Here is a 25303-nt window from a genome sequence, read left to right on the forward strand (position 1 = left end):
GAAACTCCTTGCAGGAAGCGGGCGCAGCCCTCGGCGGCGCCCGGGTGAGGCGGATCAGAACACCGAGGCGAACGGCCCCAGCTCCACCTGCACGGACTTGATGCGCGTGTAATGGGCGAGTGTGCTGATGCCGTTCTCGCGCCCTACGCCGGATTGCTTGTAGCCGCCGACAGGCATTTCTGCGGACGACTCGCCCCAGGTGTTGATCCAGCAGATGCCGGCTTGCAGCTGATGGATGACCCGGTGCGCACATGAGAGATCGGTCGTGACCACGCCGGCGGCCAGGCCGAAGAAGGTGTCGTTGGCGCGCGCGATTACCTCGCCTTCGTCCGTCCAGGCCAGGATGCTCATCACCGGTCCGAAGATTTCCTCGCGGACGATGGTCATGTCGTCGTTGCAGTCAGTGAATACGGTCGGTTGCACGTAGGCGCCATTGGCGAACGCGCCGTCCTGCGCGCGGCTTCCACCGATCAGCAGCCGGGCGCCTTCGCGCTTGCCGCTTTCGATCAGCGACAGCACCTTCTCCATGTGCGGGAAGCTGGCGAGCGGGCCGAAGTTGGTGGAAGGGTCCGTCGGATCGCCCATGCGGATGCGCCGGGCGCGCTCGAGAACGGCGGCTTCGAACGCGTCTTTGATGGACTGATGCACGAACACGCGCGTGCCGTTGGTACACACCTGGCCGGAACTGAAGAAGTTCGCCATCACGGCGATGTCGGCGGCACGCGCGATGTCCGCGTCGGGGAACACGATCAGCGGTGACTTGCCGCCCAGCTCCATCGTTACTTCCTTCAGAGAGGAGGCCGCCGCGCTCGCCATCACTTTCTTGCCGGTTTCCACGCCGCCGGTGAAGGAGATCTTCTCGATGCGCGGATGCTCGGTAAGCCATTGGCCGACCTCTCGGCCGGCGCCCTGCAACACGTTGAAGACACCCGCGGGCACGCCAGCTTCGGTGTAGATCTCCGCCAGCTTCAGGGCGCTCAGCGGGGTGACTTCGCTGGGCTTGAAGATCATCGCGTTGCCCGCGGCCAGGGCAGGGGCGGACTTCCACAGTGCGATCTGGATCGGATAGTTCCAGGCGCCAATGCCGACGACCACGCCCAGCGGTTCGCGGCGGGTGTAGAAGAAGCTGGACTCGCGCAGCGGCACCTGTTCGCCTTCGATGGCGCAGGCCAGGCCGGCGTAGTACTCCAGCACGTCGGCGCCGGTGACGATGTCCACGGTGGAGGTCTCGGTGTAGGGCTTGCCGGTGTCCTCGGTCTCCAGCCACGCCAGTTCGTCGTTGCGTTCGCGCAGGATGTCCACCGCGCGGCGCAGGATGCGCGAACGCTGCATGGCAGTCATGGCGGCCCATTCCCGCTGTCCCGCCTCGGCGCTTTCCACGGCGCGCTCCAGGTCCGCGCGGGTGGCGCGCTGCACCTGGGCCAGCACTTCGCCGTTGGCCGGATTGATGGTGTCGAAGGTCTCGTTGCCGCCAGCGTCCGCCAGGGCGCCGTGGATGTACTGCTTCTGGATTCCGTACTTGCTCATGCATGTTTTCCATTCGGGGACGCCGCGTCGGTGCGTGCGGCGGAAAGGAGCTGGTCGATGTAGTCGTAGGCGAGCTCGCGAGCCTGACCCACGTCGAACTCGCCGCCAGCCAGGCTGCCGCGCAGCCAAAGGCCGTCGATCAGGGCGGCGAGGCCGCGTGCGGCCTGGCGTGCGCGTGCCGCGGGCAGCAGGCGGCGGAACTGGTGGCACAGATTGGAATAGAGGCGGCGATCGTTCGCGCGCTGCAAGCGACGCAATTCCGGCTGGTGCATGCTCGCCGCCCAGAACGTCAGCCAGACGCGCATGGCGGTGCCGTTGACCTGCGTTTCGTCGAAGTTGCCATCGACGATCGCGCGTAGCTGGGCGAGGGCATCGTCCGCCCCTTCCATGCGGCGGGCGCCGACCGCGTCGCGCAGTTGCCGCAGGATGTGCCGCATCGCGGCGTTGATCAGCCCGTCCTTGTCGCCGAAGTAGTGGCTGACGATGCCTGTGGACAGGCCAGCGCTGCGCGCGACCTGCGCCATCGTGGTGTCGGCCAGGCCGATGCGGTCGATCGTCTCGAAGGTGGCGCGGATCAGTTGTTCGCGCCGGATCGGTTGCATGCCGAGTTTGGGCATCGGATCTGTCCCAGTGGCCGTGGTGGGGAATGAAGGAGAGCGCCGCCGGAAGGGCGGACGGTTCGAGAGCGTAGTTTAGTTTGATTGATCGTTCAATAAAAAACACATAGGCTTGCGCGGCTGGACCCGCCGCATAGGCGACCCGGTCGCGAGAACAGGCCTATTTACCCGCCCCCAGGGCGCGGGGAGGCCGGACGCTCGCGCAGTCTGCCGCCCAGTCCGATGGGCGGCCGTCCGGACAATTTTCCCCCGCGCAACCAGGTGCTCGCCCTCCCGGAGGCGGGCTATGAGGGTCGATGAATGGATCAGGCGGTAAATCGAGCGGCCGCGCACGCGCCGGCGCGAGTCAACAGAGCGGTGTTCTGCAGTTCGGCGGCGGTGATCCTGTGCCTGGGGGCGTTGACGGTGATCTATCCGCAGGCCAGCCAGGCCTGGCTGGTGCTGGCGCAGGCCTGGGTGTCCCAGGTGTTCGGCTGGTACTACATGCTGGTGATGGTGGCGTGCATGGCCTTCGTGCTGTGGCTGGGCATGTCTCGTTATGGACGGATCCGACTAGGGCGCGAAGACGAGGAGCCTGCGTTCGGCTACGCCTCCTGGACCTCCATGCTGTTCTCGTCCGGTATCGGCATCGCCTTGCTCTACTACGGTGCCTACGAACCCCTTGATCACTTTCTCTCTCCGCCTGCCGGCGGGGGCGGCAACGCGCATGCCGCACGCGAGGCCATGGCGATCACCTTTCTGCACTGGGGATTGCACGGCTGGGCCCTGTACGCGCTGATCGCCGCCGCGCTGGGCTACTTCGCCTATCGCCGCGGGTTGCCGCTGGCCCTGCGCTCCGCGCTGTATCCCCTGTTCGGCGAGCGCATCCACGGCGGCATCGGACATCTCGTGGACGGCTTCGGCATCCTGGTGACGCTGGTATCGATGGTCACCAATCTCGGCATCGGCGCGCTGCTGCTCAATTCGGGTCTCCATTACCTGTTCGGCGTTCCGACCACGCCGCAGGTGCTGATTGGCTTGGTCGTCGCCATGATGATCGTGGCGACATTGGCGACGGTCTCGGGGGTGGAAAAAGGCATCTCCGCCCTGTCGAATCTCAATACGCGCCTGCTGTGCCTGCTGCTGCTGTTCGTGCTGGCGTGTGGTCCGACGCTGCACCTGTTCGACGGGATGGTGCAGAACATGGGCGACTATCTCGTCTCGTTCCTTCCCAAGAGCTTCGATCTGTATCTCTACGGCAGTTCCCGTGAATGGCTGGGCAACTGGACGCTGTTCTACTGGGCCTGGTGGATCGCCTGGGCGCCATTCGTGGGCATGTTCATTGCGCGCATCTCGCGCGGACGTACGCTGCGTGAGCTGGTCTTCGGCGTGCTGCTGATTCCTCTCGGCTTCACGCTGGCGTGGCTGTCGATCTTCGGCAATACCGCCATCGACTTGGTGCTCAACCACGGTGCCACCGAACTGGGACGCGTCGCGCAGGCGGATCCGCCGATGGCGCTGTTCCAGCTGTTCGAGTACCTGCCCTGGACGAAAGTGGTCGCCGGCATCACGGTGATCATCGGCTTCGTGCTGTTCCTCACGCCAGTAGATTCCGGCACGCTGATGATCGCCAACCTTTCCATGCAGCCCGGCGCCGTTGAAGAAGATGCCCCCGTCTGGATGCGCGTGTTCTGGGCTGCGGCGACCACCGTGGTGAGCATCGGTCTGCTGCTGGGCGGCAGCTTCGATGCGATGCAGACGGCTGTCGTGCTGTGCGGACTGCCGTTCTCGGCGGTGCTGCTGCTGTATATGCACAGCCTGCGCAAGGCGCTGACTGCCGACGTGCAGGGTGGGGCGTGAGGCCCCGCGCGGTATTCGTCGGCGCAGCGATCTGCGGCTTCGCGATGCCGGCTTGTGCCGAAGAGGCCGCAGGCCCATGGAGCGGCAACGTGGCGGTCGTCTCCCAGTACGTTTCGCGCGGCTTCCAGCAGAGCTGGGGACAGCCGGCGCTGCAGGCGGGCATGGATTGCGTCGCGGCATCGGACTGGTTCGCCGGCACCTGGGCGTCTACGGTCAGTCCGTACTTCGTCGAAGGCGGACACTTGGAATGGGACATCTATGCAGGCTATGCCGGCAGCCACGGCGAGCTGAACTACAACGTGGGCCTTTATTACTACCGCTATCCAGGGGCCAGGATCAGCGCGACCGGCACGCCGCTGGATTACGGCGAGATCATCGCCGGGCTCGACTGGCGTGGCTGGTCCCTGTCATACGCCGTCACCGCGACCCGCGACTATTTCGGCTTCAACAGCCAGACGCTCGGCATCGGGCAGCGCTCGCATTCCCGGGGCTCGACCTATCTGGACCTGGGGCGCCGCGTCGCGCTGCCCGCCGGTTATACCCTCGCATTGCACTACGGCTGGCAGCGCGTGAATCACTTCGCCGATTACAGCTGGCGCGATGCAAGCGTTGCCCTGTCGCGCAGCGTGGCAGGCTTCGACATCGAAGCCGGATACGCCCGGGCCTGGAACGGCGCAGGGGTATATCGGCGCTATAGCACCGGAGTGCCTGACGCGCAGGGTCTCATGCACGTCTCCAATCCGATCGACGGCGCCTGGTTTCTCAAAGTATCGCGCGGCTTCTGAGCAGGGCGGCCTGCGCACCTGGAAAAAAGAACGGCCCGCCTGTGCGGGCCGTTCTGTTTCGGCGGGTGTCGCTTACTTGCGGTCGGATGCGGTCTTGTCGCGCGCCGCGCGGAATTCCGAATCCTTGCTCCAGTCCGGCCACTGGTTCGAATTGGCCAATTCGCTGCCCAGCGTATAGAGGATCTGCAGGTCACGCGCCATGCCGGTGAACGACCAGCCGGCCTCCCACTCGTCCGATGGCTGGTGGTAGTGCTTGTCGGTGTATTCGTCCTCGGCCTTCTTGCCGGCCGCCAGCCCGCCATCCACCCAGTCGTTGCCCGAGCCGAACGAGATCGCCGGCACGCCGCGCTTGGCGAACGAGAAATGGTCGGAGCGGAAGAAATGCCCCGCCTCCGGCTTGGGGTCTGCCGCATAAACCAGATTCCAGCGCTTGGCGGTAGCGATCAGGTCGTCCAGCAGGTCCAGCTTGGCGCTGCCGGAAATGGTGAAGTTGCGCGCCGGGCCGTGCGGGTCGAGCGCATCCAGATTGATCACGCCCACCGTCTTGCCCAGGGGGTAGAGCGGATTGGCGGCGTAGTACTCGGAGCCGAGCAGGCCCTTCTCTTCAGCCGTGACGTTGAGGAACACGATGGAGCGTTCCGGCTTCGGCGCGTTCTTGAAGGCGCGCGCCAGCTCGACCAGCGCCGCCGTTCCGGTCGCGTTGTCTACCGCGCCGTTGTAGATGCGGTCGCCCTTGGCGTCGGGCTCGCCCACGCCGAGATGGTCCCAATGCGCGCTATAGATGACGGTTTCGTCAGGACGCTTGCCGCCCTCGATGCGGCCCGCCACGTTGTGCGAGGTGATGACCTTGCTGTCCACCTTGTAGCTGGCGGAAAAGGTCTCGCCTTTCAGTGTCACGGGCTTGAAGTCGCGCGTCTGCGCCTGCTTCTTCAATGCATCGAAATCCAGGCCTGCCTGCTTGAACAGGTTCACCGCGAGATCGCGCTGGATCCACGCCTCTACCTGCGGATGGGTGGCGGAGGGCTTGTCGCGCACGATGTCGAACATCGCATTGGTGTTGGAGTTCTTCACCGTGTTCCAGCCATACGAGGCCGGCTCCGTCTCGTGCACGATCAGCACGCCCGCCGCACCTTGGCGCGCGGCTTCCTCGTACTTGTAGGTCCAGCGGCCGTAGTAAGTCATAGCCTTGCCGCCGAAGTCGCCTTGTCCGGTTTCGAAGTCGGGATCGTTCACCAGCACGACGGCGATCTTGCCGTGCAGGTCGACGCCCTTGAAATCGTCCCAGTGGCGCTCGGGCGCCTTGACGCCGTAGCCGACGAAGACCAGCGGCGCGTCTTTGATCGATACGGCCTTGGAGCCGTCCATCGCGGCGCGGACGGCAATCTGCTCGCCCTGGGTCAGTTTCTCTTCCTTGCCGCCGACCTTCAGCGACAGCGCCGGCGTGCCGACGATCTCGGCGCGCAGCAGCGGCACCGCCTGGGTCCACTCGCGCTTGCCGTTCTTCAGGTCGCCGCCCGGCTGCAGGCCCGCGGCCTTGTACTGGGCGATCAGGTAATCGATGGTCTTGCTCTCACCAGCCGTGGCCGGGCCGCGGCCTTCGAAGGCGTCCGACGAAAGCGTCTTCACATCGGCCGACAGGCGCTGCGGGTCGAAGGTGGGCGTCTGGGCCGCCAGTACGGCGGAGGAGATGGACAGGGCGAGGAACGAAAGGGCGAGTCGTTTCACGGGCGATACCTTTGGGGGAACCGCGCCGATAGTAGATAGCCGGCGGCGGAACGGTCCACCCTCGGGCACATCCCGGCCGGCAGGCCGTCACCCGTGGCGGCCTGGTTCATAGGCAGGTATGTGCCGGGCGCCGCATCCATCCTCCCGTGCCGCGCGCAGCGCACGTTCCTTGCGTGCGCCTGGTCCCTGCCATGGCGGCCCTTGGCCCTCTCCGGCCCCTGGGCCACCATCCGCGCCGATTCGACTCAGTCGGTGCCGATCACCTTGCCCGTGCGCGGATCGATCTGCAGCCGTACGTCCGCTCCGGCCGGATTGTCCGCCTTGGCCCGCCAGACACCGTCCTTGAAGTCGACGTCGTGGACGTGCGTGTAGCCGGCGGTGGACAGCGATGCACGCACATCCGTTTCGCTGAGCCGCGATACCTGCTCATCCGGGTACGCCTCGCCGGTGCGGGGATCGATCTTCACCGTCACGCGCCGGCCGTCGGCACTTTTCGCATGCGCGCGCCATACACCGTCGCGGAACTTCAGATCGTGGATCTTGGTGTAGCCCTGCTGTTCGAGCTGGTTATGCACCTGCCGTTCGGTCAATGCGTCCTGCGCCATCGTCGCGGAGGCACCGAACGCCAGAGCGATGGCCAATGAAGCAAGACGGATCTTCATGGACGTCTCCTCTTTGCGGTAGGGGCCGTCGAGTGTTCTCCGCCGGACGCAACCTGCGGTGAACGTTGACGCCGTCTCCACCAAACGAACGGCGTGCTGAACGCCCAAAAAAAGGCGGCGGATGACCGCCGCCCAAGCGAAACGATTGTTCTGCAACCGCCTGGTATTCAGGCCGCCTGGCTTTCCAGCTGGCGGATCTGTTGCACGGCATCAGCAGCTTGGCCGATCTCGATGCGGCGCGGGCGCAATGCCTCCGGCACCTCGCGGCGCAGATCGATGATCAGCAAGCCATCTTTCAACTGCGCTCCACTGACCTGCACATGCTCGGCCAATTCGAAGCGGCGACTGAAGGGGCGGTTGGCGATGCCGCGGTGAAGCACTTCGCCTTCCTGTTCGCCTTTGCGCTCGCCGCTGACGGTGAGCATGTTCGCTTGCAAGGAGATATCCAGTTCGTCACGCGCGAATCCAGCCACCGCCATGACGATGCGGTAGCGGTCTTCGCTGAGGCGAATGGAGTCGAAGGGCGGCCAGTTGTCGGCCGCCTGGGCGCGGGCCGTGGCCTCGAGCAGGTCGAACATGCGGTCGAAGCCGATGCCGACGCGATGGAGCGGAGCGATGTCGATTGCGGTACGCATAGCCATATCCTCGATAAGCAACATGGTCAGACGGATCGCCACGCCGCGGTTGGCGCGGCGATGCCGGGCCCGAAGCGCCCGGCATCGCGAAAATAGGGCGTGGCGCCGCGGTTTCAAGGCGGCGTTTTCAGCTTCGGTTTAGCCGTCCATACCGGACCGAGAAGGGATGTCGCAGCATGCGACGCCGGGCGCCGGGATTCACGGAGGCCGTGGGAGAAGCAGGCGATGAAAAGATCCCGGCGGCGAGTCGCTCCGACGACCTCGCCGCCGCTGGCGTGCTCGCCAGTACTGGCCATCCCCGGCGCGTAGGAAAGGAGGCCCGCGACGAGGAGCGGCTGGCAAGGGGGCACGTGCATGTCGCCTCGCCGCGGGCACGGACGCATGGTGCACTGGCATGCCGTGCGGGAGAATCAGAAAAGTCCGACGTGCGCAGGATGGGTCCGGGCTTTCCGAAGGACATCGTTTTAGGTGTTTCCAGCGTCGCCTGATCCTCGAGCGTCAGCCAACGATGAGCCGCGTTCGCCCATTGCCGTGCGTCATACGCGGGCAACGGTGGCGCTCAACTTTCGCTCGAAGGCCGCGACATCATCCACCAACCAGAATGTGCCGCCCTGGTTGGTTTCGCGCACGAAATCGCGGAAAGCCTTGCTGCGTTCCAGCCAGGGCGAGACGTCGCCGATTAGAGCCAGTTTGATGCCGTAATTGACGAACTTCTGCAGTACAGCACCCGCCAGCCGCGTTTCCAGGCGGAAAAAGTCCTCGTGCACGCGGGGAACGGGCAGGGCGACCCACACCGCCTGCTGATTCCATGCGCTGCCGATCAGATCGTTTGCTTGGCTTTCCCGCGCGATGGGCTCGCCTAGTTCGGGCAGCCACAGCACGCGTTGGCCAGCGACGATGGAAATCCTTTCGTTCATGAGCGGGCCTCCAGCTTCCTCGGCATGGTCGATCTGTCCCGACTCCATGGCCGTGGGCGGCGCCAAAAGAAAAGGCCCCGCATCGCTGCGGAGCCTTCGAAATGGTGGCCGGGGACGGAATCGAACCGCCGACACGGGGATTTTCAATCCCCTGCTCTACCAACTGAGCTACCCGGCCGGAGTGTGGTTGGCCGTGTAGGCCATCCGATACTGCGTGGAGCCGCGCATTAAACCGGAGTTCGGAGCGGACGTCAAGAATCCGCGTCCGGTGCGACATAGCCTTCGGGCGGCCTGACTTCGCCGCCGAAGAGGAATTTTTCCATCTCTTCCGCCAGGAATTTGCGTGCTTTCGGGTCCAGCGGATTCAGCCGGTACTCGTTGATGAGCATGGTCTGGTGCGCCAGCCACTCCTGCCACGCGGGCTTGGAGATTTCCGCATAGATGCGCTGGCCGAGCGGGCCGGGCCAGGGCGCGAAGTCCAGGCCTTCGGCCTCGATGCCGAGCTTGGTGCAGCGAACGGTACGGCTCATGGAGATTCCTTAAAGACTTTGCAGCAGTGCGCGCACGGGAGCGGGCAGGCCCATGGCGGCGATGTCGCCGGTATCGCACCAGCGCAAGCTCGGATTATCGGCGATCGCGCGATGCGCTGTCGCGCCATCGAACAGCAGCGGCTCGACCTGCAGGCGGTAATGGCTGAAGACGTGGACGAACGGCGCGAGCGGCTCCGCGTCGTCGATGCGCGCCAGCCGCTGCGCCTTGCGCCAGGCCTCGTCCGTGCCTTCGGCTTCCGGCAGGCTCCACAGCCCGGCCCACACCCCCTGGGGCCCGCGCCGTTCGAGCAGCACGCGGCTCTGCGCATCGCGCAGCAGCAGCATCACGGTAGAGCGCGTCGGCACGGTCTTACCCGGCTTTGCGCTGGGTAGCTGAGCGGTCAACCCGTCGCGCCGGGCGATGCAGTCGTCGGCCACAGGGCAGTCGGCGCAGCGGGGACGCGAGCGCACGCACACCGTGGCGCCCAGGTCCATGATCGCCTGGGTGTAATCCGCGACGCGTTCCGCCGGCGTGTGCGCATCCGCATGACGCCACAGTTCCTTCTCGACCGCGCTCTGGCCCGGGTGGCCATGGATGCCGTAGTAGCGGGTCAGCACGCGTTTGACGTTGCCGTCGAGGATGGGAAAACGCAGCCCATGCGCCTGCGCCAGGATCGCGCCCGCGGTGGAGCGCCCGATGCCCGGCAGCGCGGCGAGCGCGTCGAAATCCCGCGGCAGCTCGCCCCCATGACGTTCCACGCAAAGTTGCGCGGCCCGATGCAGAAAGCGTGCGCGACGGTAGTAGCCCAGCCCGGACCACAGGGCCAGCACGGTGTCCTCGTCCGCGGCGGCAAGATCGCGCAGCGTGGGCAAGGCGCCGACGAAGCGCTGGAAGTACGGAATCACCGTACTCACCTGCGTCTGCTGCAGCATCACTTCGGACAGCCACACCCGGTAGGCGTCGCGCGGATGCTGCCACGGCAGGTCGTGGCGGCCATGGCGGTCGAACCACGCCAACAGCGCGTTGGCGAAGCGAGGCGGGGCGGGCTGGCTCATGGTTTCCTGGCGGCGGGCTTGCCCGCGCCAGCGGCGGGCGCCGGCGCGGAGGACGCGCTTGCCGGCGCGACGCCGGCCTGGATGCTCAGCCCCTCGATGTGCACGCTGCCGACGTCGAGCGTCTCGATCTGCGCGGTGCCGACGCCGGGCGGCACGTTCAGGCGCGGGCTCTGCGGATGGTTGAGCTGCGCCCACCAGTCGGCCAGCGCGAGCGGCGGCAGGCGCAGATCGGCGTGGTTGCCGGGCCCGTCGAGCTTGATCGCCAGCAGCAGCGGATCGACCTGGTTGGCGGGCGTCAGCAGCAGCGAGACGTCGTACGCGCCGGCCTCGGCGTGATCCAGCTTGCCGCCCAGGCGCAACGAGGCATCAGCCGCGCCGTGCCAGTGCGCGTCGCCGGAAAGCTGCAGCGCGAGCGTCGAGCCTTGCGAGAAATGCACGCCGATGTTGTCCAGCTGCAGCGTGTCGCCCCTGAGCCGCGGCGTGGCGGAGAGCCGCAATTGCAGCGGTTCGCCATGGGCGTCCTTGGCGGAAATGGAGAGCGGAAAGGGCTGGCCGGGGATCAGACTGCCCGCGTCCAGCGACACGTCGCCCAGCAGCATCTCATTGCCGCGCACTAGGCTGCCTCGCGTGATGCGCACGCCGGCGTCGATCCGCGGAATTTCCGGCGGCGTGCTTTCAGGGCTCGGCGGCAGACTGGCCAGCCAGGCCTCCAGCGCGTCCAGATCCACGCGCGGCGAATCGATCTCCAGCCGCGTGATGACCGTTTCCTCGCCCAGCAACGCGCGCCACGGCAACTGCAGGCGGCCGCGCGCGGCCAGCAGGATGGGCATGCCCGCGCCCTTGGCGTTGAGCGTGAGGCCTTGCAGTTCCAGGGCAGGGCGGGGGAACAGCGTGGGACTGGCCGGGCTGGCGAGATTGAGGTCGAGGCCGGCGTGGCTGGCCTGGCGCTGCAGCATCGCGGTGAAGCGGCTCGGCTGCAGCAGCAGGTACAGCGAAACCACGGTCGTGGCGAGCGCCAGCAGGACCAGGCCGGCCACGCTCCACAAGGTGATGCGCAGCCAGCGCGGCATGCTCACTCCCATGGCTCCCGTCGCATGCTCAGCCTTGCCCCAGCGAGGCGGGCAGCAGGCCGTCGACGTAGGCCTCCGCGTCGAACACGCGCAGGTCGGTGGCGCTCTCGCCCAGGCCGACGTAGCGGATCGGCAGGCCGAATTCGCGGGCGAGGGCGAACACCACGCCGCCCTTCGCCGTACCGTCGAGCTTGGTCACCACCAGGCCGCTGACGCCGACGATCTGGCGGAACTGGCGCACCTGGCTCACCGCGTTCTGCCCGGTGGTACCGTCGATCACCATCAGCACCTCGTGCGGCGCCTCTGCGTCGATCTTCTTGAGCACACGCGCGATCTTGCCCAGCTCATCCATCAGCCCGCCCTGCGTGTGCAGGCGGCCGGCGGTATCGGCGATCAGCACGTCGGCGCCGCGCGAGCGCGCCGCCTGCAGCGCGTCGAAGATCACGCTGGCCGAGTCGGCATCCTGGCCTTGCGCGATCACCGGCACGCTGTTGCGCGCACCCCAGGTCTTGAGCTGCTCCACGGCGGCGGCGCGGAAGGTGTCGCCCGCGGCCAGCAGCACCGCGCGGCCTTCGTCGCGGTAGCGACGCGCCAGCTTGCCGATGGTGGTGGTCTTGCCGACGCCATTGATGCCCACGGTGAGCACCACGTACGGCTTGTGGCCGCTCACATCCAGCGGCCGCTGCACGGGTGTCAACAGCTGCACCAGCTCCATCCGCAGCGCGGCCAGCAGCGCGGAGGCGTCGGCGAACTCGCGCTTGTGCATGCGCCGGCGCAGGTTCTCCACCAGCGAGGTACTGGCCTCGATGCCGACGTCGGCAGTGATCAGCGTAGTTTCCAGTTCATCGAGCAGCGCATCGTCCAGCTTGGGATGGCGGCTGAACAGCGAGGTCAGTCCGCGTGCGAAGCCACTACCTGAAAGGCGTTCGCGCCAGCTTCGCCGGGCCGGGGCGACGTCCGCGTCCGGCACTTCGAACGGCTGCTCCTCGGCCGGCTGCTCGGCCGGCGGGGGCGCTTCGGACAACACTTCGCCGAGGGCCGGGGTATCCAGTGAGGCGGCATCCGCGTCATGCGGCATGGCCGCGGCCGGCGCGTCCGCCGCGGGCGCAGGCGTGGCGTCCGGCGGGGGCGTCTCGGCGGGTTTCTTCTTCCAGAACTTGAGCATTGCGGCGGGGATTCGAAGACAATGCCGCGCATGCTACCACCCCTGCCTTCCACGCCCCGTCAGCGGGCTGCCGCGCAGTGCCTGCCCGCATGAGTGGGGCGAGCGGGCGCATCCGCATCATCGGCGGACATCTGCGCAATTCACGCCTGGACGTGCCGGCGCTGCCCGGACTGCGCCCCACGGCTGAACGGGTGCGCGAGACACTGTTCAACTGGCTGGCTCCGGTCATCGCCGGCGCCCGGTGCCTGGATCTGTGCGCGGGCACCGGCGCGCTGGGTATCGAGGCGCTGTCGCGCGGCGCGGCGCGAACCCAGTTCGTCGAGCGCGAGCCGCGCGCCGCCCAGGCGCTGCGCGACAATCTGGCGCGGCTCAAGGTCCAGGGCGGCGACGTGGCGACGGCGGACGCGGCCGCCTACCTGCACGGCGCGGCGCAAACCTACGATGTCGTCTTCCTCGATCCGCCGTTCGTGCTCGACCTGTGGGCCGCCTTGGCGCGGCAACTGGAAGAGGGCGGCTGGCTCGCTCCCGCTGCCTGGATTTATGTGGAATCTCCGCGCAGCGCGGTGCCCGCGTTGCCGGCCACGTGGCGGCCGCATCGCGAAGGGCAGGCCGGCGAAGTGCGCTACGCGTTGTATCGCCGCGCGCCCTGATACGCCCAGCCTGCCGGTCGATGCCACGCGGGGCTACGCAAACGGGGGGAACAGGCCCTAAGCTAACCGCCCTTTCAGCCGCAGCGCCGATGCCCACGTGAATCCGCCGGTCAACCCGCGTCTCGCCGTCTATCCGGGCACTTTCGATCCGATCACCAACGGGCACGCCGATCTCGTTGCGCGCGCCGCGCCGCTGTTCGAGCGCATCGTGGTCGCGGTGGCCGAGAGCCCCAACAAGGGCAAGGGCCCCGGCTTCAGCCTCAACGAGCGCATCGCGCTCGCGCGGCTGGCCCTGGCCGATCTGCGCAATGTGGAAGTGCGCGGCTTCGATTGCCTGCTCGCCAACTTCGTGCGCGACATCAGCGCGGGCGTGATCATCCGCGGCCTGCGCGCAGTGTCGGACTTCGAATACGAATTCCAGCTCGCGAGCATGAATCGCCATCTGATCCCCGGCGTGGAGACGCTGTTCCTTACTCCGGCCGAGCAGTACAGCTTCATTTCCTCTTCGCTGGTGCGCGAGATCGGCCGCCTGGGCGGCGACATCTCAGGCTTCGTGCATCCGGCGGTGCAGCAGGCGATGCGCCAGCGCCGCCAGTAAGGCTGCTTTCCGGCGCGCTGTGCGCTGTGGTTGCACCGGGGCCGCTCGTGTATGCTCGCGGCCATCCTGCGGACAGGACAGGCAAGCCATCGCGCCGGGCGTCGCACCGACGGCCCGTCGGCGGCGCCGACGGGTCCCGTCTTCCGGGGGATCCACGTCCAGACTCCACGACTCAGGGTGACCACCATGTACAAGTACGCACTCCTCGCCGCCATCGCGCTCGGCTCGCTGGCGCTCGCCGGCTGCAACAAGGGCGGCGACGAAAACGCCAGCCAGGCCACCGAGCAGACCGCGCAGGTCTCCAAGCCCACCGACCCGAACGACGGCAAGGCGTGGAACGCCTACCTCGGCCAGATCGTGCAGAAGAACATGCAGGGCATGACCGCCGATCGTCCGTATCCGTACCTGGTGAATGCCGGCGACAGCGACGAGGACAAGGCCAAGCGCGACCGTCAGCTCCAGAACGTGCAGGACACCGTCGCCCGCGGCGTGCTGCCCGGCAACATGCTGGTGTTCGCCGGTCCGGAATCGGCCAAGACCGCCGACTTGATCATCGAAGCCTTCAAGGACGCCAAGCCCGGCTCCTTCAAGGACGTGATCGTCCTGTTCATCGGCGACAAGGCCGACCAGGACCGCGTCACCACGGCCCTGCAGCCGACCGGCGCCACCGTCCGCTTCGTGGCGATGTAAGCCGGGCGAACCGCTCGCCTCCAAGACCCGCGGCGCGAGCCGCGGGTTTTTTGTTGGGCGAGGGCCGGGCGCGGCGCGCCTCCAGCTCTGCCGCACACGCTTTTTTGCCCGGGAATTCGCCGATCCGGGCGCCCCTTGCTGCGCCGCAGCAGGCGGCGCTACCGTGTACACTCGCGCGATGTCCCTGAAAATCCTCGATACCTGCGTCAACTGCGACGTATGCGAACCGGTCTGTCCGAACAAGGCAATCTCGCTGGGCGAGGAGTACTACGTGATCGACCCGGCGTTGTGCACGGAGTGCGTGGGGCATCATGACGAACCGCAGTGCATCGAGGTCTGCCCGGTCGAGTGCATCATCGTCGACCCGGAACACACCGAGACGCACGACCAGCTCGAACTCAAGTACCGCCAGTTGATGAAAGAGGGGCAGGCATGAGGTTTTCCATGAAGTGGCCGGCGCTGCACGCCCGCGCCGTCCTGTTGGGCCTGCTGCTGGTCAGCGGCGCCACCTTCGCCGACGACACCCGCACCGATACCGCCGCGCACAAGGGCCCCGTGGCCCTGCGCGGGCCGGGCAAGGCGGCGATCGCCAGCGCCAACTTCCACGCCACCGAGGCGGGCCTCGAGGTGATCGCCAAGGGCGGCAACGCCTTCGACGCGGCGATCGCGGTCGCCGCCACGCTCTCCGTGGTGGAGCCGGAAAGCTCCGGCATTGGCGGCGGTTTCATGGCGGTGCTGCATCGCGCCGCCGACGGCAAGCAGATCTTCATCGACGCGCGCGAGACCGCACCGGCAGCCGTCGATCCCAAGGACTATGTCGAAAAGGACGGCTCGCCCAACCGCGATACCGCCCTCAACGGCCCGCTTTCCGCCGGCATTCCCGGCGAACCGGCCGGGCTGGCATGGCTGGCCCAGCACTACGGCAAGCTGCCGCTGAAGCAGTCGCTCGCGCCGGCCGTGCGCATCGCGCGCGACGGCTTCGCGCCCGACAGCCGCCTGATCAACGCCATCGCCGAGCGCCAGCAGGACATCCGCCGCTGGCCCGCCTCCGTCGCCAAGTTCTTGCCCGATGGCCAGCCGCCGGTGGCCGGCAAGACCTGGCGCGATCCGGACCAGGCACGGACGCTGGAGCTGCTGGGCGAGCAGGGTGGTGACGGTTTCTACCGCGGCGACGTCGCCCAGAAGCTGGTCGCCGCCGTGCGCGCCGCGGGCGGCAACTGGACCGCGAAAGACCTGGAGAGCTACCAGGTGAAGGAGCGCCAGCCGATCGTGGCGGATTACCGCGGCTACCGCATCGTCACCGCACCGCCGCCGTCCTCCGGCGGCGTGGCGGTCGCCGAGATCCTCAACATTCTCTCGGGCTTCGATCTGTCCAAGCTCGACGCCGCGCATCGCACGCATCTGGTGATCGAGGCGATGCGCCGCGCGTTCCGCGACCACAACGATTACCTGGGCGATCCGGACTTCGTGAAGATGCCGCTGGATATGCTGCTGTCGCCGTACTACGCCGACGGCCTGCGCCAGACCATCCTGCCGGACAAGGCCACGCCGTCCGCCATGCTGCCGGCCAGCGCCGGCGCCGAGCCGGGCATGCACACCACGCATTTCTCGGTGATCGATCCGGAGGGCAACATCGCCTCCATCACGCTGACGGTGAACTACACGCTCGGTTCCACCTTCGTCGCCAAGGGCACCGGCGTGCTGCTCAACGACGAGATGGACGACTTCGCGCTGGTGCCCAACAAACCCAACGTGTACGGCCTGCTCGGCAGCAAGGCCAATGCGCCGGAACCGGGCAAGCGCATGCTCTCCTCGATGACGCCGAGCATCGTGTTCGGCGCCGACCGCGTCGGCGTGATCGGCTCGCCGGGCGGCTCGACCATCATCACCCAGGTGCTGGAGGGCATCCTCGCCTTCATCGATGGCAAGGACGCGCTCGGCATCGCCGGCCAGAAGCGGTTCCATCACCAATTCATGCCCGACCGCGTGGACGTCGAGGACGGCGTCTTCGACGCCGCCACCTCCGAGGCGCTCACGAAGATGGGCCACACGCTCAAGCCGCGTTCGCCCTGGGGCTATATGAACGTGGTCACCTGGGACCTGAAGACCGGCAAGCTCGACGCGGCCAGCGATCCGCGCCGCCCGTCGGGCCTGGGCAAAGTGCAGTAACGCGAGGCCGGCGCGGGGAAGGGGGCCTCGCGCCGGGACACACGATACGTTGGCAGGGGAAGTTTCATGCAGTTGTGGTCCATCACCGGCAACTCCCAACGGCTCGACGGCGGCGCCATGTTCGGCAATGCGCCCAGGGCCCTCTGGTCCCGCTGGATCGCGCCCGATGCGCAGAACCGCATTCCGTTGGCCTGCCGCTGCCTGCTGGTGAAAGACCTGGACGGCCGCAACGTGCTGTTCGAGGCCGGCATCGGCGCCTTCTTCGAACCGGCCCTGCGCGAGCGTTATGGCGTGGTGGAAGACCGCCACGTGCTGCTGGATTCGCTCGCCGCCGCCGGCCTGTCGCATGAAGATATCGACGCGGTAGTGCTCTCGCATCTGCACTTCGATCATGCCGGCGGCCTGCTCGCTGCGTGGGAGGAAGGCCAGCCGCCGCGCCTGTTGTTCCCCAACGCTACCTACGTGGTCGGCGCCGAGCACTGGCGCCGCGCACAGCAGCCGCATCCGCGCGACCGCGCCTCTTTCATTCCCGAGCTGCAGGCACTGCTTGCCGACAGCGGACGGCTGGAGCTGGTCGAGGGCGCGTATGCGAAGACGCTCGGCGACGCCGTGCGCTTCAGCTATTCGGACGGCCATACGCCCGGGCTCATGCTGGCGGAAGTGGCTGGCGTGGTGTTCTGCGCCGACCTGATCCCGGGGCGCTTCTGGGTGCACCTGCCCATCACCATGGGCTACGACCGCTATCCGGAAGCACTCATCGACGAGAAGCGCGCGTTCCTGGACGACAAGCTCGCGCGCGGCATCGAGCTGTTCTTCACCCACGACCACGATTGCGCGCTGGCGCGCGTCGCCCGCGACGACAAGGGCCGCTACGGCACGGCGGACGAGCTGCGCGAGCTCGCCGGCATGGTGCGCGCATGAGCGCCGCCGGTATGGGCGCGCGCCAATGGATCGCCGGCATCGTCGGCGCCTTGCTCGTACTGGCCGGGCTCGGCCTGGTGGCGACCACCGAGCAGGCCTCCATCGAACACCGCGTGGCCGCCGAACGGCATGGCGGGCAGGTGCTGGAAGTGCAGGGCGACACCCGTCCGGATATCGGCAAGAACCACTACATGGTCCGTGTCAGCGGCCGGCTCAACGTGGTGGACGCGCCGGCCGATCCCGAGTTCGGCCAGCAGGTGGCCACGCCGGTGCTGCTGCGCCACGTGGAAATGTTCCAGTGGCGCGAAGTACGCGTCGCCGGCGACACGCACTACGAGCAGGACTGGGTGGACCGCCCGGTCGATTCCAGCCGGTTCGAGCGTTCCGCCGGACACGCCAACCCCGGTGCGTTCCCCGTCCAGGGCAAGCAGTTCGATGCGGGCCTGGTGAAGATCGGCGGCTACGCGCTCGCACCGGCCTTGTTGCATGCGCTGCCCGGCGGCGAGCGCGTGTCGCCGGACATGAAGACGCTTCCCGCCAACCTCGCCGCAAGCTTCTCCCGTAACGGCGATTACCTGGTCACGAGTGCGAATCCCGCGCATCCGCGCCTGGGCGACCTGCGCGTCAGCTGGGAAGCCGTGCCGGTGCAGGTGCTCACCATCTTCGCGCGCCCGCAGGGCGACCTGCTGGTTCCCGCCACCGACGCGCCCGACGGCAAGGGCTACGACGTGCAGGTCGGCGACCGCCGGCTGGTCGACGTGCTCCCCGACGTCCCCGAGCCGCCCGTCTTCGCCGTGGCCCGCCGGCTGCTGGCGATGCTCCTGGCCGGCATCGGCGTTTTGTTGCTGTTGAGCACTCGCATGAGCGCGCACGATGCCCTGCCGATCGCCCTCGGTGCCGGCGTGCTGCTCGCCGCCGCGGTGGCGGGTGTCATGTGGCTGGGCAAGGATCTGCAATCGAGCGCGTACTGGTTCGTGCTGGCGGTCGCCGGGCTGGGCGTGGTGGTGTGGCGCCTGCACGCGAGGGCGGCTCATTAAGGCGATACTTGATCGGTGTTGTCTTAAACGTTGATCCGCAGCGCAGACAGGAACGAGGCATGGCGGAGCAAGTCGATGTGCTGGTGGTCGGCGGAGGCATCAACGGCGCGGGCATCGCGCGCGACGCGGCAGGACGAGGCCTGAGTGTCTGGCTGTGCGAGCAGGACGACCTGGCCTCGCATACGTCCAGCGCCAGCACCAAGCTGATCCACGGCGGCCTGCGCTATCTGGAGCAATTCGAATTCGCCCTGGTCGGCAAGGCGCTGGCAGAACGTGAGGTCCTGCTGCGAATCGCGCCCCACATCATCTGGCCGTTGCGTTTCGTGTTGCCGCACCAGTCCCACCTGCGGCCGGCGTGGATGATCCGCCTCGGCTTGTTTCTCTACGACCATCTGCAGCGTGGCCGCCGCAGCCTGCCGGGTTCGCGGCGCGTGCGCCTCAGCCGGCATGCCGTGGGGGCGTCGCTGCGCGACGAGTTCCTGATCGGCTTCGTCTATTCGGATGCCTGGGTGCAGGATGCGCGCCTGGTCGTGCTCAATGCGATGGACGCCGCGCAGCGCGGCGCCCGCGTGACCACGCACACCCGCTGCGTCAGCGCGCGCCGCAGCGGCGATCGATGGCTGGCCCGGCTGCAGGGCGCGAACGGCCGGATCACCGAAGTGGCGGCGCGCGCCCTGGTCAATGCCACCGGGCCGTGGGCCGTCGATTTCCTCGACGACATCGTCGCCGAGGGACACGACCGCAACCTGCGCCTGGTCAAGGGCAGCCACATCGTCGTGCCCAGGCTGTACGACCACCGCTACGCGTACATATTCCAGCAACCTGACCGGCGCATCGTCTTCGCCATTCCCTACGAGCGCGAGTTCACCCTGATCGGCACCACCGACGTCGACTACCGCGCCGACCCGGCGCATCCGCGCATCGATGCGGACGAGATCGCGTATCTGTGCGCCGCGGTCAATCGCTACTTCAAGCGCGCCATCGCGCCCCAGGACGTGGTGTGGAGCTACAGCGGCGTGCGCCCGCTGCTCGACGACGAGAGCGGCAATGCGTCGGAAGTGACGCGCGATTACCTGCTCGATATCGCGCCGGCCAAGGGGGCGCCACTGCTCAACGTCTTCGGCGGCAAGCTGACCACCTACCGCAAGCTGGCTGAAGAAGCGGTGGACCGGCTCGCGCCGCTGCTGGGCAATCGCGAAGCAGCGTGGACGGGCAAAGGCCATCCTCTGCCGGGCGGCGATATCCAGAACGCCGACCGCCTCGCGCAACAGCTGCGGGCGACGCGCCCGTGGCTGGGCGAGACGATGGCCTGGCGGCTCGCGCACACCTACGGCAGCCAGGCGGTCCGCGTGATCGGCGATGCGGACTCGCTGGCCGAACTCGGCGAGCATTTCGGCGCGGATCTCTATGCCAGCGAAGTGGACTACCTGCGCCGTTACGAATGGGCGAGCAGCGCGGAGGACGTGCTCTGGCGCCGCACCAAGCTGGGCCTGCACGTCGGCGCAGAAGGCGCGGCGCGCCTGGCCGCTTATTTTGCGCGGAGCACCGCAAGCGCAATGTGATGTTCCGACTCACGCACCGGAAGGACATTCCGGCGTATCCAAGGAGAGCGGTGAATGCGGCAATCGATCGGTGAACTGATTTCGGAAGCGCTGGCGATGTTCATCATCATCGGCCTGGGCGACTCGGTGGCGTGCATGTATGTGCTGTACGACCCCAGCCCCTACCAGAACGCGTACTGGGGCGTGTGCATCGCCTGGGGCCTGGCGGTGACCATCGCCATCTATGCGACCGCCTCGGTCTCCGGCACGCATGCCAATCCGGCCGTGACATTGGCGCTGGCCCTGTTCCGCGGCTTTCCATGGAAGAAGGTCGTGCCGTACACCATCGCGCAGCTGATCGGGGCCTTCCTCGGCGCTTCGATCGTGTATGTGCTGTTCGGCCCGGTGATTGACCACTACAACCAGACTCATGGCCTGACCCGCGAGGCCGGTGGCGCGGCGGGTGTCTTCTTCACCCATCCTGGCCTGGCGATCACGCCGATGCATGCGCTGCTCGACCAGGTGATCCTCACCGCCTTCCTGTTGTTCGGCATCTTCGCCATCACCGAGCGCTTCAACGAAATGGCGCCCGGCGCCAATTCCGGTGCGCTGATGATCGGCCTGCTGGTGGCCACCATCGGCGCTTCGATGGGTTACCTCGAAGCCTGGGCGATCAACCCCGCGCGTGACTTCGGCCCGCGGCTGTTCGCCTTCTTCGCGGGCTGGGGCCGTTCTGCGCTGCCGTCGCCCGACAACTACTGGTGGGTGCCCATCGTCGGCCCGCTGATCGGCGGCGTGGTCGGCGCCGGCGCATACCAGTTGCTGGTGCATCCGTTCCTGCCGGCCCGCCTGCGCGAACTGGAAGCGGCGCGCGAGGCCGCTGCGGAAGGCAAGCCGGTTTCTTCTTCCCGCCCTTCGGCCTGAGCGAGGCAAGGAAAGCATGGACAAGACCTACATCCTGGCGATCGACCAGGGCACGACCAGCTCGCGCGCCATCCTGTTCGACCATGACGGCTGCATCGTCGGCACGGCGCAGCGCGAGTTCCCGCAGGTATTCCCGCAACCGGGCTGGGTGGAGCACAACCCGCGCGAGATCATGACCAGCGTGCTGGTGACCATGACCGAGGTGATCAACCAGGCCGGCGTGGACCCGGCGCGCATCGCCGGCATCGGCATCACCAACCAGCGCGAGACCACGGTGGTGTGGGACAAGGCCACCGGCCAGCCGGTCCACAACGCCATCGTCTGGCAATCGCGCCAGACCGCCGACATCTGCGAGCGGCTGAAGCAGGAAGGCTATGACGAGCTGGTGCGCGGCAAGACCGGCCTGCTGATCGACGCGTACTTCTCCGGCACCAAGGTGCGCTGGATCCTCGACCACGTCGATGGCGCACAGGAGCGCGCGCGGCGCGGCGAGCTGCTGTTCGGCACCATCGATACCTGGCTGATCTGGAACCTCACTGGCGGCAAGGCGCACGTCACCGATTACACCAACGCCTCGCGCACCCTGCTCTACGACATCTATCGGCGGCAATGGGATGACGAGCTGCTGCAGATGCTCGACATCCCGCGCGAGGTGCTGCCGGAGGTGAAATCCTCCAGTGAGATCTACGGCCAGACCCTGCCCAAGCATTTCTTCGGCCGCGAAGTGCCCGTCGCCGGCATCGCCGGCGACCAGCAGGCGGCGCTGTTCGGCCAGGCCTGCTTCGAACCGGGCCTGGCGAAGAACACCTATGGCACGGGCTGCTTCATGCTGATGAACACCGGCGAGAAGGCTGTGCCGTCGAAGAATGGCCTGCTCACTACCATCGCCTGGGGCATCGACGGCAAGGTCGAGTACGCGCTCGAAGGCAGCATCTTCGTCGCCGGTTCGGTGATCCAGTGGCTGCGCGACGGCCTGCGCATGCTCGGCAAGGCGAGCGATTCGCAGGAGTACGCCGAACGCGCACGCGACAACGATGGTGTCTACTTCGTGCCGGCCTTCGTCGGCCTGGGCGCGCCGTACTGGCGCAGTGACGTGCGCGGCGCCGTGTTCGGCCTGTCGCGCGGCACCACGAAGGAACAATTCATTCGCGCGGCGCTGGAGTCGATGGCTTACCAGACCCGCGACGTACTGGAAGCGATGCAGAGCGACGCCGGCATCCAACTGAAGGAACTGCGCGCCGATGGCGGCGCGATCGCCAACGATTTCATGGCCCAGTTCCAGGCGGACATCCTGGACGTGACTTTACTGCGGCCCAAGGTGCAGGAAACGACTGCACAGGGCGCCGCGTACCTCGCAGGCTTGGCGGTGGGTTTCTGGAAAAACCGCGATGAAATCGCCATGCGCTGGGCGGTGGACCGCGAATTCAAGCCGTCGATGCCGAGAGAAAAGCGCGAGAAGCTTTATGGCGGGTGGAAGAAGGCGGTGAGGGCGACGATGGAGTTTGTGCCGGATTGATCGGCTGGGTGTCTGCTGTCCGCTCGAATTGATGCGGCGCTCGATCTAGCAGCGTTTTCGCAAGCACCCGCCCCTCATCCCGCCTTCTCCCCGGAGGGGAGAAGGAGAAGTGAATACCGAGGCAAGCACAGCTAGCGCGAGCTTTTGCTCTTTGCTTTTGCTCTCCCGGGTTCCCTTCGCGGCGGTGAGGGCTGGACGATCAGGCCGTCAAAGGCGGGCGGGGACAGGACGTCCCCGCCTTTTCGATTCGGGCAGGGATGCCCGATCGAAAAGCCCGGCCAGCCCTCAACGCACCCGGAGCAGCGAAGGCTGCGGAGGGCGCCGCGCAGAGGGCCCTTTCTTCTTGGTTACTTCTTCTCGAGGTCCCCCTTGAGGGGATTGGGCAAGCAAAGAAGAAGTAACTCGCTCTCCGGCAGGAGAGCGAAACCCTCGCCCCGCACGGGGCGAGACATGGCTGGCCATGAGCCGACATGAAGAGGACGAGGCGACCTTTAGCACCCGTTGGGGTTCGCAAGCACACCCCAACCTACGACACGCCCGCGCTCAATGCGGCTTCTGCTCCGCAAACGAATGCACATGATCCGCCCACCGGATCGCCTCCAGATAAGCCGCCGCCATCCGCCGGATATGCTGCGGCGACGCCTCGCCCCCGCGCAGCTCGCCCGCCTCCCAGCGCTGCACCTGCTCGAGCAGCGCGGCGAACGGACCCTGCTGGTCCAGCAGCGCCGCGCGGATATCCGGTGCAAGCGGCAAATGCTGAAGCAGCAATTCCATCGGCGCGCACATCAGGCTTTCCAGCAAGGAGAACAGGCCGGTGGTGAACGCCATCTCCCGCTGCTCGCGCGACATGTGCTGGGCCAGCTGCTCGCACATGTGCGCGCGGATCAGCGCTGCGCGCAGCAGCTCCGGCGGACGGTCGTCCATGCCGCTGAGCGCCATCGTGCTGATCCAGTTGCGCATGCGCGTGAGGCCGAAGAAGATCGCCGCCTGCTCCACCGACTTCAGCTGCCGCGGCAGCGCGAAATAAGCCGAGTTCACGCAGCCCAGCAGCTTGTAGCTGAGGATCACATCGTTGCGGATGATCTGGCCGAGCTCCACCGGGCCGTTGCCTTCCTCCTCCAGCGCGCGCAGCAGGCGCAGCACGCTGAGGCGGTTGGCGGTCAGCACCGGCATGTCCACCTTCTCCGGCCGCAGCAGATAGGGACCCTGGATGCCGGCGAACGGCAGGCCCATGCAGCGGTTGCAGGTGTCGTGATCGTTCACGTGGCCGGCGACCACGTGCAGGCCGCGCGCATGCAGCGCCTCGCAGCGCTCGCGCAACGCGGCTTCGTCCAGGCGGCTGGCGTCCAGGCGCACGTAGCGCGCCAGGTCCAGCAGCAGGCGCAGATCTTCGTCGGCCGGCGCGTCGCTCGAAACGCCTTCCAGATCCAGCAGCAGCGCGCAGCCGCGCGCCGACAGCTGGCGCAGGCGCTCGAGCAGCAGCACGTCGTGGATTGCCGCCGGCGACACTACCAGGCCGATGCGCGGATGGCGCAGCACCTGGTCGGCCTGCTCCAGGACCAGCTCGCGGGGCAGGCGCAGGAACACGCGGTTGCCGCGCGCCCATTGCGTGACCGAGCCGTCGATGATGGTCGAGAGCAGGCGATGACCGTGCGCGTGCTCGTCTTCGCCGTCCTCCTGCAGCAACAGCTCGTACGCCATCAGCTGGCGGTCGCGGTCGAGCATGGGAATACGCACGACCGGCAGCGGGGAGCTGGCGGCGGTGCCGGCGAGGGCAGCGGCTTGGGCGGCTTCTACAGCGGTATCGGTCATGGACACGTCGGCCAGCGATGGACCCGCACGGCGCGGATCCGGTGAATTCGCCCGCCGCGCGCGGCGGGTCCTCAGTTCGACACGATCAGGCTCACGCTTCCGCCAGGGACAGCGAGCGGTGATCGATGCGCAGCGTTCCGCCCGGGCCGTACACGCCCGCATCGGTGCCGCCGGTCAGCACCGCGAGGGCCTGCCGTACCTGGCGCAGGCGCTGCCCGACGATCTGTCCGTTGGATTGGTTGGCGCGCTGGCATTCGGCCAGCGCCGCCACGACGCCTTCCCAGGCCGCGCGCTGCGCGGGCGTGGTAGCGGCGAGTTCTCGCGACAGCTGCTGGCGTTCCGCGTCCAGCTGTTCCAGGCGCTCCAGGTGGGTCTGCTTGGCTCCGCCGGCGAGATGCAGGGCGTCGGGGTCGGCTCGTTCGAGCGCGCCGCGTTCGGCGGCGAGCGCGTCGGCCAGCCGCGACACCTCCTCGCGCATGTCGCCGATCACGGCGTCCAGCGCGTCGGCCATCTCGTGGCGGAGGTCCTTGCTCATGGCTTGCCGCTGATCTGGCCTTCCAGGGAGAGCAGGCGGTCGGCGATCTTGCCGGCGTCGACGCGGTAGCTGCCATCGGCCAGCGCCTGGCGGATCTGCTCCACGCGCTTGGTGTCGATGGCCGGAGCCTGGTCGCCCTGCGCGGCGGCGGCCAGGGCGCGTGCCGAATCGGTGAGCTTCACGCTGTCGTCCGCTTTGGCCGCCGGGGCGGTCTCGGTCGCCGGCTGGTTCTGCTGGGCCGGGGCGCTCTGGTTGCCCTTGGCCTGGGGAAGCACCGGCAAGCCGTTGGAGGTGATCGTCGTGTTCATGGCGTGTCCTAGGGGTTTGTCGACCCTTCAGGCCGTTTATCGGCGGCGGGCGGGTGAACTTTAGCGGCGTCGGT

At 67.4% G+C, this 25303-nt stretch carries 25 protein-coding genes and 1 tRNA gene; 12 read left to right on the forward strand and 14 right to left on the reverse strand.

Annotation, left to right across the window (positions count from 1 at the left end; translation table 11 throughout):
• Positions 1-54 precede the first annotated feature (54 nt).
• Together betB and betI are read right to left on the reverse strand one after the other, a co-directional pair.
• Entirely contained in the window at positions 55-1527 is a 1473-nt protein-coding gene (betB, locus tag RKE25_RS06165; protein ID WP_311841377.1) for a betaine-aldehyde dehydrogenase, read from the reverse strand.
• Entirely contained in the window at positions 1524-2144 is a 621-nt protein-coding gene (betI, locus tag RKE25_RS06170) for a transcriptional regulator BetI (RefSeq protein WP_311841378.1), read from the reverse strand. The genes betB and betI overlap by 4 nt, the downstream gene beginning before the upstream one ends.
• Before the next feature lie 300 nt (positions 2145-2444).
• Between betI and RKE25_RS06175 the strand changes: the two genes are divergently transcribed.
• Positions 2445-3983 carry a BCCT family transporter gene (locus tag RKE25_RS06175; protein WP_311841379.1) on the forward strand — a complete coding sequence of 513 codons (1539 nt, stop codon included), beginning with the start codon at positions 2445-2447 and terminating at the stop codon, positions 3981-3983.
• Positions 3984-4027: 44 nt separating this feature from the next.
• A complete protein-coding gene (locus tag RKE25_RS06180) occupies positions 4028-4768 on the forward strand; it encodes a TorF family putative porin (RefSeq protein ID WP_311842345.1) in 741 nt (246 codons plus the stop codon).
• A 72-nt stretch (positions 4769-4840) separates the two neighbouring features.
• On the opposite strand, the gene RKE25_RS06185 is transcribed toward RKE25_RS06180, so the two are convergent.
• The 9 genes from RKE25_RS06185 to ftsY all read right to left on the reverse strand — a co-directional run bounded on the left by RKE25_RS06185 (position 4841) and on the right by ftsY (position 12528).
• Positions 4841-6493, reverse strand: a complete 1653-nt coding sequence (locus RKE25_RS06185; protein ID WP_311841380.1) for a M28 family metallopeptidase — start codon at positions 6491-6493, stop codon at positions 4841-4843.
• Between the two features lie 245 nt (positions 6494-6738).
• Positions 6739-7155 carry a PepSY domain-containing protein gene (locus RKE25_RS06190; protein WP_311841381.1) on the reverse strand — a complete coding sequence of 139 codons (417 nt, stop codon included), beginning with the start codon at positions 7153-7155 and terminating at the stop codon, positions 6739-6741.
• A 167-nt stretch (positions 7156-7322) separates the two neighbouring features.
• Entirely contained in the window at positions 7323-7832 is a 510-nt protein-coding gene (locus RKE25_RS06195) for an Hsp20 family protein (protein ID WP_343215195.1), read from the reverse strand.
• Between the two features lie 494 nt (positions 7833-8326).
• Positions 8327-8707, reverse strand: coding sequence for a DUF4180 domain-containing protein (locus tag RKE25_RS06200; protein ID WP_311841382.1), 381 nt, complete (start codon positions 8705-8707; stop codon positions 8327-8329).
• 102 nt (positions 8708-8809) lie between these two features.
• Positions 8810-8885: transfer RNA gene (locus tag RKE25_RS06205), tRNA-Phe, on the reverse strand.
• 73 nt (positions 8886-8958) lie between these two features.
• Entirely contained in the window at positions 8959-9237 is a 279-nt protein-coding gene (locus tag RKE25_RS06210) for an oxidative damage protection protein (protein ID WP_311841383.1), read from the reverse strand.
• 9 nt (positions 9238-9246) lie between these two features.
• Positions 9247-10293, reverse strand: coding sequence for an A/G-specific adenine glycosylase (gene mutY, locus RKE25_RS06215; RefSeq protein WP_311841384.1), 1047 nt, complete (start codon positions 10291-10293; stop codon positions 9247-9249).
• Positions 10290-11363 (reverse strand): AsmA family protein, encoded by a 1074-nt coding sequence (locus RKE25_RS06220; RefSeq protein WP_311841385.1) that lies wholly within the window; start codon positions 11361-11363, stop codon positions 10290-10292. Before RKE25_RS06220 ends, mutY begins: the two co-directional genes overlap by 4 nt.
• A 28-nt stretch (positions 11364-11391) precedes the next feature.
• A complete protein-coding gene (ftsY, locus tag RKE25_RS06225) occupies positions 11392-12528 on the reverse strand; it encodes a signal recognition particle-docking protein FtsY (protein ID WP_311841386.1) in 1137 nt (378 codons plus the stop codon).
• 89 nt (positions 12529-12617) lie between these two features.
• Here ftsY and rsmD point away from each other — a divergent pair, with 89 nt between their 5' ends.
• From rsmD to glpK, 10 genes are all read left to right on the forward strand, one after another.
• Complete coding sequence (gene rsmD / locus RKE25_RS06230; RefSeq protein ID WP_311841387.1) at positions 12618-13178, forward strand: 16S rRNA (guanine(966)-N(2))-methyltransferase RsmD; 561 nt, start codon at positions 12618-12620, stop codon at positions 13176-13178.
• A gap of 97 nt (positions 13179-13275) precedes the next feature.
• On the forward strand, positions 13276-13776 hold the full coding sequence (gene coaD, locus RKE25_RS06235; RefSeq protein WP_311841388.1) for a pantetheine-phosphate adenylyltransferase: 501 nt from the start codon (positions 13276-13278) through the stop codon (positions 13774-13776).
• Between the two features lie 186 nt (positions 13777-13962).
• Positions 13963-14466: a hypothetical protein gene (locus RKE25_RS06240; RefSeq protein WP_311841389.1), complete on the forward strand. Its 504-nt coding sequence runs from the start codon at positions 13963-13965 to the stop codon at positions 14464-14466.
• 178 nt (positions 14467-14644) lie between these two features.
• Entirely contained in the window at positions 14645-14902 is a 258-nt protein-coding gene (locus RKE25_RS06245; protein WP_311841390.1) for a YfhL family 4Fe-4S dicluster ferredoxin, read from the forward strand.
• A complete protein-coding gene (gene ggt, locus RKE25_RS06250) occupies positions 14899-16635 on the forward strand; it encodes a gamma-glutamyltransferase (RefSeq protein WP_311841391.1) in 1737 nt (578 codons plus the stop codon). Before RKE25_RS06245 ends, ggt begins: the two co-directional genes overlap by 4 nt.
• Positions 16636-16701: 66 nt before the next feature.
• On the forward strand, positions 16702-17556 hold the full coding sequence (locus RKE25_RS06255; protein ID WP_311841392.1) for an MBL fold metallo-hydrolase: 855 nt from the start codon (positions 16702-16704) through the stop codon (positions 17554-17556).
• Positions 17553-18593 carry a TMEM43 family protein gene (locus RKE25_RS06260; RefSeq protein ID WP_311841393.1) on the forward strand — a complete coding sequence of 347 codons (1041 nt, stop codon included), beginning with the start codon at positions 17553-17555 and terminating at the stop codon, positions 18591-18593. Before RKE25_RS06255 ends, RKE25_RS06260 begins: the two co-directional genes overlap by 4 nt.
• A 59-nt stretch (positions 18594-18652) precedes the next feature.
• A complete protein-coding gene (gene glpD, locus RKE25_RS06265) occupies positions 18653-20155 on the forward strand; it encodes a glycerol-3-phosphate dehydrogenase (protein WP_311841394.1) in 1503 nt (500 codons plus the stop codon).
• 54 nt (positions 20156-20209) lie between these two features.
• On the forward strand, positions 20210-21058 hold the full coding sequence (locus tag RKE25_RS06270) for an MIP/aquaporin family protein (protein WP_311841395.1): 849 nt from the start codon (positions 20210-20212) through the stop codon (positions 21056-21058).
• Positions 21059-21074: 16 nt separating this feature from the next.
• Positions 21075-22574 carry a glycerol kinase GlpK gene (gene glpK, locus RKE25_RS06275; protein ID WP_311841396.1) on the forward strand — a complete coding sequence of 500 codons (1500 nt, stop codon included), beginning with the start codon at positions 21075-21077 and terminating at the stop codon, positions 22572-22574.
• 543 nt (positions 22575-23117) lie between these two features.
• Here the strand turns inward: glpK and RKE25_RS06280 are convergent.
• From RKE25_RS06280 to flgM, 3 genes are all read right to left on the reverse strand, one after another.
• Positions 23118-24386 carry an HDOD domain-containing protein gene (locus tag RKE25_RS06280; RefSeq protein ID WP_311841397.1) on the reverse strand — a complete coding sequence of 423 codons (1269 nt, stop codon included), beginning with the start codon at positions 24384-24386 and terminating at the stop codon, positions 23118-23120.
• 91 nt (positions 24387-24477) lie between these two features.
• Positions 24478-24921, reverse strand: a complete 444-nt coding sequence (locus RKE25_RS06285; protein WP_311841398.1) for a flagellar protein FlgN — start codon at positions 24919-24921, stop codon at positions 24478-24480.
• A complete protein-coding gene (gene flgM, locus RKE25_RS06290; protein WP_311841399.1) occupies positions 24918-25229 on the reverse strand; it encodes a flagellar biosynthesis anti-sigma factor FlgM in 312 nt (103 codons plus the stop codon). The genes RKE25_RS06285 and flgM overlap by 4 nt, the downstream gene beginning before the upstream one ends.
• Positions 25230-25303 lie beyond the last annotated feature (74 nt).

The sequence above is a fragment of the Dyella sp. BiH032 genome (assembly GCF_031954525.1).
Taxonomy (GTDB): Bacteria; Pseudomonadota; Gammaproteobacteria; order Xanthomonadales; family Rhodanobacteraceae; genus Dyella_D.